Genomic DNA, 4,653 nt, shown 5'->3' with positions numbered 1-4,653 from the left:
CTGCGAATTAATCAGTGCTTCCCTTGCCTGCCCAATAAGAGGCTTTCCTATTGGCGGCTGACCGGCTGCGGTCGAAATGACGGTGCGGTGGAGTGGCAGCTGTGTCATTTCTACATTTTTTCACAGCCCCCTGACAGTTCGTCATGTGCTTTTCTGCTTTCAGCGCCATGCTGTTATCTGCGCACCGGTACTCTTTTCTTCACATAAAAAACGCCGCAGCAAGCGGCGTTTTTTTGTTCTTTTATTTCAGGCCTTCAGCAATCTTTTCGACGATGATATGGCCCAGTTCATCCTTTGTCATTTTTGGGTACTGTTCCATGGTGCCGTCTTTGTACAGGAGGGAGGCAATGTTGGTGGGTACGTTGAATCCGGCGCCCGGCATGGCCACGTCATTGGCCACCAGCATGTCCAGGTTCTTTCTTTTCAGCTTTTCCTTGCCGTGTTCGATGACGTCATTGGTTTCAGCGGCAAAGCCCACCAGGAACTGGCCCTTCTTTTTCCGGCCCAGTCCGTAGAGAATGTCCGGGTTCTGGGTAAGGTCGATGTGGAGGACATCGTGGGATTCCTTCTTGATTTTCTGGGTGGCCTGCACCTTGGGGCGGTAATCGGATACGGCTGCTGCCATGATAGCTGCATCGCAGTCATCAAAATGGGCATTCATGGCACGGTCAAGCTCTCTGGCGTCCCTGACGTATTCGATTTTTACGCCGGTGGGCACAGGAAGGGCGGTGGTACAGCTCACCAGTGTCACATCAGCATCTTCCATGGCAGCGGCTCTGGCAATGGCATAGCCCATGCGGCCGCTGGAGCGGTTGCTGATGTATCTGACGGGATCGATGGCTTCCTGGGTGCCGCCGGCGCTGACAATGATCTTCTTTCCCTTCAGGAGACCTTTGCCGAAGAGTCCTTTTTCAATGGCATCCATAATGGTTTCCAGTTTCGGGAAACGGCCTTTCCCGCTGGTATTGCAGGCCAGATGGCCGGATTCCGGTTCCACGAAAAGGTAGCCATGGGCACGGAGTTTGGCTATATTTTCCTGGACTATGGGATTTTCATACATATTGGTGTTCATGGAAGGCACAAAGATGACTTTGGCCTTGGTCGCCATGACGGTGGTAGAGAGCATGTCATCGGCAATGCCGTTTGCAATCTTGCCGATGATATCGGCCGTAGCAGGAGCGATGACGAAGATGTCCGCCAGACGAGCCAGAGCGATGTGCTCCACATCCCATTTATTGATATTGGCAAACATATCCACCGTTACATCGTTGCCGGACAGTTCGCCGAAGGTAATGGGAGTGACCAGCTTGGCTGCATTTTTTGTCATAATGCAGTGCACATCGGCACCGCTCTGGCGAAGCCGGCTTACGAGACCAGCTGCTTTGTATGCGGCAATTCCTCCGCACACGCCTACTACAATATGTTTATTCTCAAACATTTACAAATCCTTCCCGGAAATCCTGTTTCCTCAAAGTTCTGCGGAATACAAAAATGGAAATACCGATAAGGCCGGATGGAGGCTTTATCGGTGTTTTTGTTATTTATCAAAGCTGTAGGTAATCTTGTCTCTGTAAATTTCTTCCAGTGCCACGGTGACCGGTTTCTTGTTCTGCGCATCGGGAATCAGCGGAGGCTGTCCGTCAGTGAGTTCACGGGCTCTGTCTGCTGCCAGGGTAACCAGTGTATACTTGGAATCTACTTTCTTGACAAGGCTGTCAATGGATGGAAAACACATCATTTTAAAGGTACCTCCTTACTGATATATTGTTTGAAAATAGTTTCGATCTGCCCTTCGTTGCGGGACAGTTTGCATTTTTCAGCTTCCAGGATGGAGCAGGTCTTATGCACCGCATCTTCCAGTACGTCATTCACCACAATGTAGTCGTACTGATGGGCCATGGCCAGTTCGCTTGTAATCTGGGAGAGCCGCTTCCGGATCACTTCTTCCGAGTCTGTGCCCCGGTCATGGAGCCGGCCGGAAAGAATCTTGAGAGACGGCGGAACGATGTAGATGAATACGCCCTTGGGATATCTTTTCTTTACCTGCATGGCCCCCTGGATATCGATTTCCAGAAGCACGGACTTCCCCTCATTGATCAGGTCCAGTGCGTACTTCTTCGGTGTACCGTAGTAATGGTCATACACCCTGGCATATTCAAGGAAAGCATCTTCTTGAATGAGCTTTTCAAACTGCTCATTGGTACGGAAATAGTAGCTTTCCCCTTCCACCTCTCCCTTCCGGGGTTCACGGGTGGTCATAGAAACAGAATAATGGAGATTCGGATAAATGGAACGGATGGCGCTGCAGATCGTTCCCTTTCCTGCACCGCTGGGGCCTGACACCACCAGCAGGATTCCCTCATCTTTCTTCTTAGTGTCCATGATTAATCGTCCAATCCTTCATTAATGACCGTGTCCTTGTTCGTCAGTCTGTGAGAAATGGTTTCCGGCTGTACGGCGGAAAGGATAATCTGTCCGCTGTCCATAATGAGAACAGCCCTTGTCTTTCTGCCATAGGTGGCATCAATCAGTTCTCCTCTGTCCCTGCAGTCCTGGATCATACGCTTTACCGGTGCAGATTCCGGACTGATGATTGCCATGACTCTGGCTGCTGCCGCCATATTGCCAAAACCGATGTTAATTAATGAAAACCCCACTTTTGATAACTCCTTATTCAATATTTTGGACTTGCTCGCGAATTTTTTCGAGTTCTGTCTTGATTATTATAACACAGTCAACCACCAGAGTGTCACTGGCTTTTGAAGCCGTGGTGTTCACTTCCCTGTTGATTTCCTGGAGGAGGAAATCAAGCTTCCTCCCGGATGGCTCGCTGCTATCCAGAATCTGCCTGAACTGGACCAGGTGGCTGCCGAAACGAACGACTTCTTCCGTATAGTCCGCTTTTTCGGAGAAAATGGCCACTTCCTCCAGTACCCTGCCTTCATCCATGGAAAGATTCCTGTCCTGAAGCACTTTATCGATTCTTTCCTTCAGCCTGGCTTCATAGGCACGGGCTGCCTCATCCTGTTTGGAGAGAAGGAAGTCTCTCTTTTCCTGCAGGAAATCGATTCTTTTTGTGAGATCTGCCTTCAGGTTGGCCCCTTCCCTTTCCCGCATGAACAGCAGTTCCCTCAAAGCATTGTCCACCGCTTCTTCCAGAAGAGGTGCCAGCCTGTCATCGGGAAGAGGTTCCTTTTTCACATGGATAAAAGGTTCTGGCAGGGTCAAAAGATCGGAAACGGAAGGTTTTCTTCTCCGGAGTCCCTCTGTTTTCCGCGCTTCCTTCAACGCGGAAGCATAGGCTTCAAGGAGGGACTGATCCAGTTCAACCTTCACCTGATTTCCTTTGGCAGAAGGCTGGAAGGAAAGGAAGGCAGTCACCTTCCCCCGATGCAGGGCCTGTTTAATCCGTCTGGAAGCTGTATCTTCCAGAAAGGCGGAAAAATGGTCACTCCGCATATTGATTTCAAGGAAGCGGCTGTTCACCGATTTAAGCTCTGCCGTCATGGTACCCAGTTCGTTTTCCGCACTGCCTCTGCCGAAGCCGGTCATACTGTTCATATCCAACGCCCCCATTCTTATTGCTGTTACAGCGGATAATTTCCTTCAAATACCTTTTCCGCCGGCCCAGTCATGAATACATGGCTTTCCGGATTCCCATCCCATTCAATATGGAGCCTACCGCCATCCAGGGTTACATCGGCGCTTTTGGAAACTTTGCCATTCAGGATAGCTGCCACAACGGTGGCACAGGTGCCTGTACCGCAGGCCATGGTGACGCCGGCGCCTCTTTCCCATACACGCATGCGGAAATGGCTGTCGGAAAGCTGTTCCACAAATTCCACATTCGTTTTCTTCGGGAAATGGCTGTCCTTTTCCAGATTCGGCCCTTCACCGGTCACGTCCACCGATTCCACATCATCTACAAAAATAATGCAGTGGGGATTGCCCATGGAAACGCAGGTAACCTGATAGGATTTGCCATTGGCTTCGCTTTCCAGGGTCTTATCAATCACAGGGCCGTCGCCGAAGCCGATAGATGGGATTTCAGAAGCGGACAGATGAGGTTTCCCCATATCCACCCGCACCAGGCCGTTGTCCAGCACTTCCGGATAAAGAATGCCTGCCCCCGTTTCTACGGAAATTTTATGATTCTTTACCAGGCCCAGTTCCATTGCCCACTTGGCAAAGGCACGGATGCCGTTTCCGCACATTTCCGCTTCAGAACCGTCGGAATTGAAAATGCGCATCTTCAGATCCGCCTTATGGGAAGGAAGAATAAAGATGATGCCGTCGGCACCGATACCGAAATGGCGGTCACAGATTTCCTTTGTATGCTTCGTCACTTCTTCCAGATTTTCCTCCAAACCATTGACAAAGACAAAATCATTGCCGCAGGCCTGCCATTTTACAAAATGCATAGTTCCTCCTTGCTGTATACATATCATGATGAATTGAAAATTTCTTATTTCTGAACTTATATTTTACCATTCCTATCCTCTGTCTATCAACCTTGGATATAAGTGGGGAGTCGGGGAATGGGGGGCTGGAGACTGGGGGGTGGTCATTTACGGCATGTACCGGCGTACTCCCCCTCCCGCCGATTGGTATCCTTAAGGAAACTGATTCATTTGCAGAATCGAATTTCATATG

7 protein-coding genes are annotated in these 4,653 nt (G+C 50.0%); all 7 read right to left on the bottom strand.

Translation table 11 applies throughout. The features are described from left to right. Positions 1 to 241: 241 nt before the first annotated feature. Entirely contained in the window at positions 242 to 1,438 is a 1,197-nt protein-coding gene (gene coaBC / locus B2Y11_RS03140) for a bifunctional phosphopantothenoylcysteine decarboxylase/phosphopantothenate--cysteine ligase CoaBC (protein ID WP_291056099.1), read from the bottom strand. 99 nt (positions 1,439 to 1,537) lie between these two features. Continuing rightward, on the bottom strand, positions 1,538 to 1,738 hold the full coding sequence (gene rpoZ / locus B2Y11_RS03135) for a DNA-directed RNA polymerase subunit omega (protein ID WP_291056097.1): 201 nt from the start codon (positions 1,736 to 1,738) through the stop codon (positions 1,538 to 1,540). After that, a complete protein-coding gene (gmk, locus tag B2Y11_RS03130) occupies positions 1,735 to 2,382 on the bottom strand; it encodes a guanylate kinase (RefSeq protein ID WP_291056095.1) in 648 nt (215 codons plus the stop codon). Before gmk ends, rpoZ begins: the two co-directional genes overlap by 4 nt. 2 nt (positions 2,383 to 2,384) lie before the next feature. Beyond that, positions 2,385 to 2,657, bottom strand: coding sequence for an extracellular matrix/biofilm regulator RemA (gene remA / locus B2Y11_RS03125; protein ID WP_273096016.1), 273 nt, complete (start codon positions 2,655 to 2,657; stop codon positions 2,385 to 2,387). Between the two features lie 13 nt (positions 2,658 to 2,670). Next, positions 2,671 to 3,561: a YicC/YloC family endoribonuclease gene (locus B2Y11_RS03120; protein WP_291056090.1), complete on the bottom strand. Its 891-nt coding sequence runs from the start codon at positions 3,559 to 3,561 to the stop codon at positions 2,671 to 2,673. A gap of 26 nt (positions 3,562 to 3,587) precedes the next feature. Beyond that, positions 3,588 to 4,421, bottom strand: a complete 834-nt coding sequence (gene dapF, locus B2Y11_RS03115) for a diaminopimelate epimerase (RefSeq protein ID WP_291056088.1) — start codon at positions 4,419 to 4,421, stop codon at positions 3,588 to 3,590. Further along, on the bottom strand, positions 4,387 to 4,653 hold a 267-nt coding region (locus tag B2Y11_RS03110), incomplete at its 5' end, for a hypothetical protein (RefSeq protein ID WP_291056086.1). The genes dapF and B2Y11_RS03110, both read right to left, overlap by 35 nt.

Origin of the sequence: Dialister sp. UBA1703, from assembly GCA_002320515.1 — a bacterium.
Taxonomy (GTDB): Bacteria; Bacillota; Negativicutes; order Veillonellales; family Dialisteraceae; genus Dialister.
The sequence above is the reverse complement of the archived record's forward strand: the minus strand, read 5'-3'. Positions and strand labels throughout refer to the sequence as shown.

Bases quoted from the DNA above. Each gene is read 5' to 3' on its own strand.
- rpoZ (WP_291056097.1), bottom strand. From the start codon at position 1,738: ATGATGTGTTTTCCATCCATTGACAGCCTTGTCAAGAAAGTAGATTCC.
- dapF (WP_291056088.1), bottom strand. From the start codon at position 4,421: ATGCATTTTGTAAAATGGCAGGCCTGCGGCAATGATTTTGTCTTTGTC.
- B2Y11_RS03120 (WP_291056090.1), bottom strand. From the start codon at position 3,561: ATGAACAGTATGACCGGCTTCGGCAGAGGCAGTGCGGAAAACGAACTG.
- gmk (WP_291056095.1), bottom strand. From the start codon at position 2,382: ATGGACACTAAGAAGAAAGATGAGGGAATCCTGCTGGTGGTGTCAGGC.
- coaBC (WP_291056099.1), bottom strand. From the start codon at position 1,438: ATGTTTGAGAATAAACATATTGTAGTAGGCGTGTGCGGAGGAATTGCC.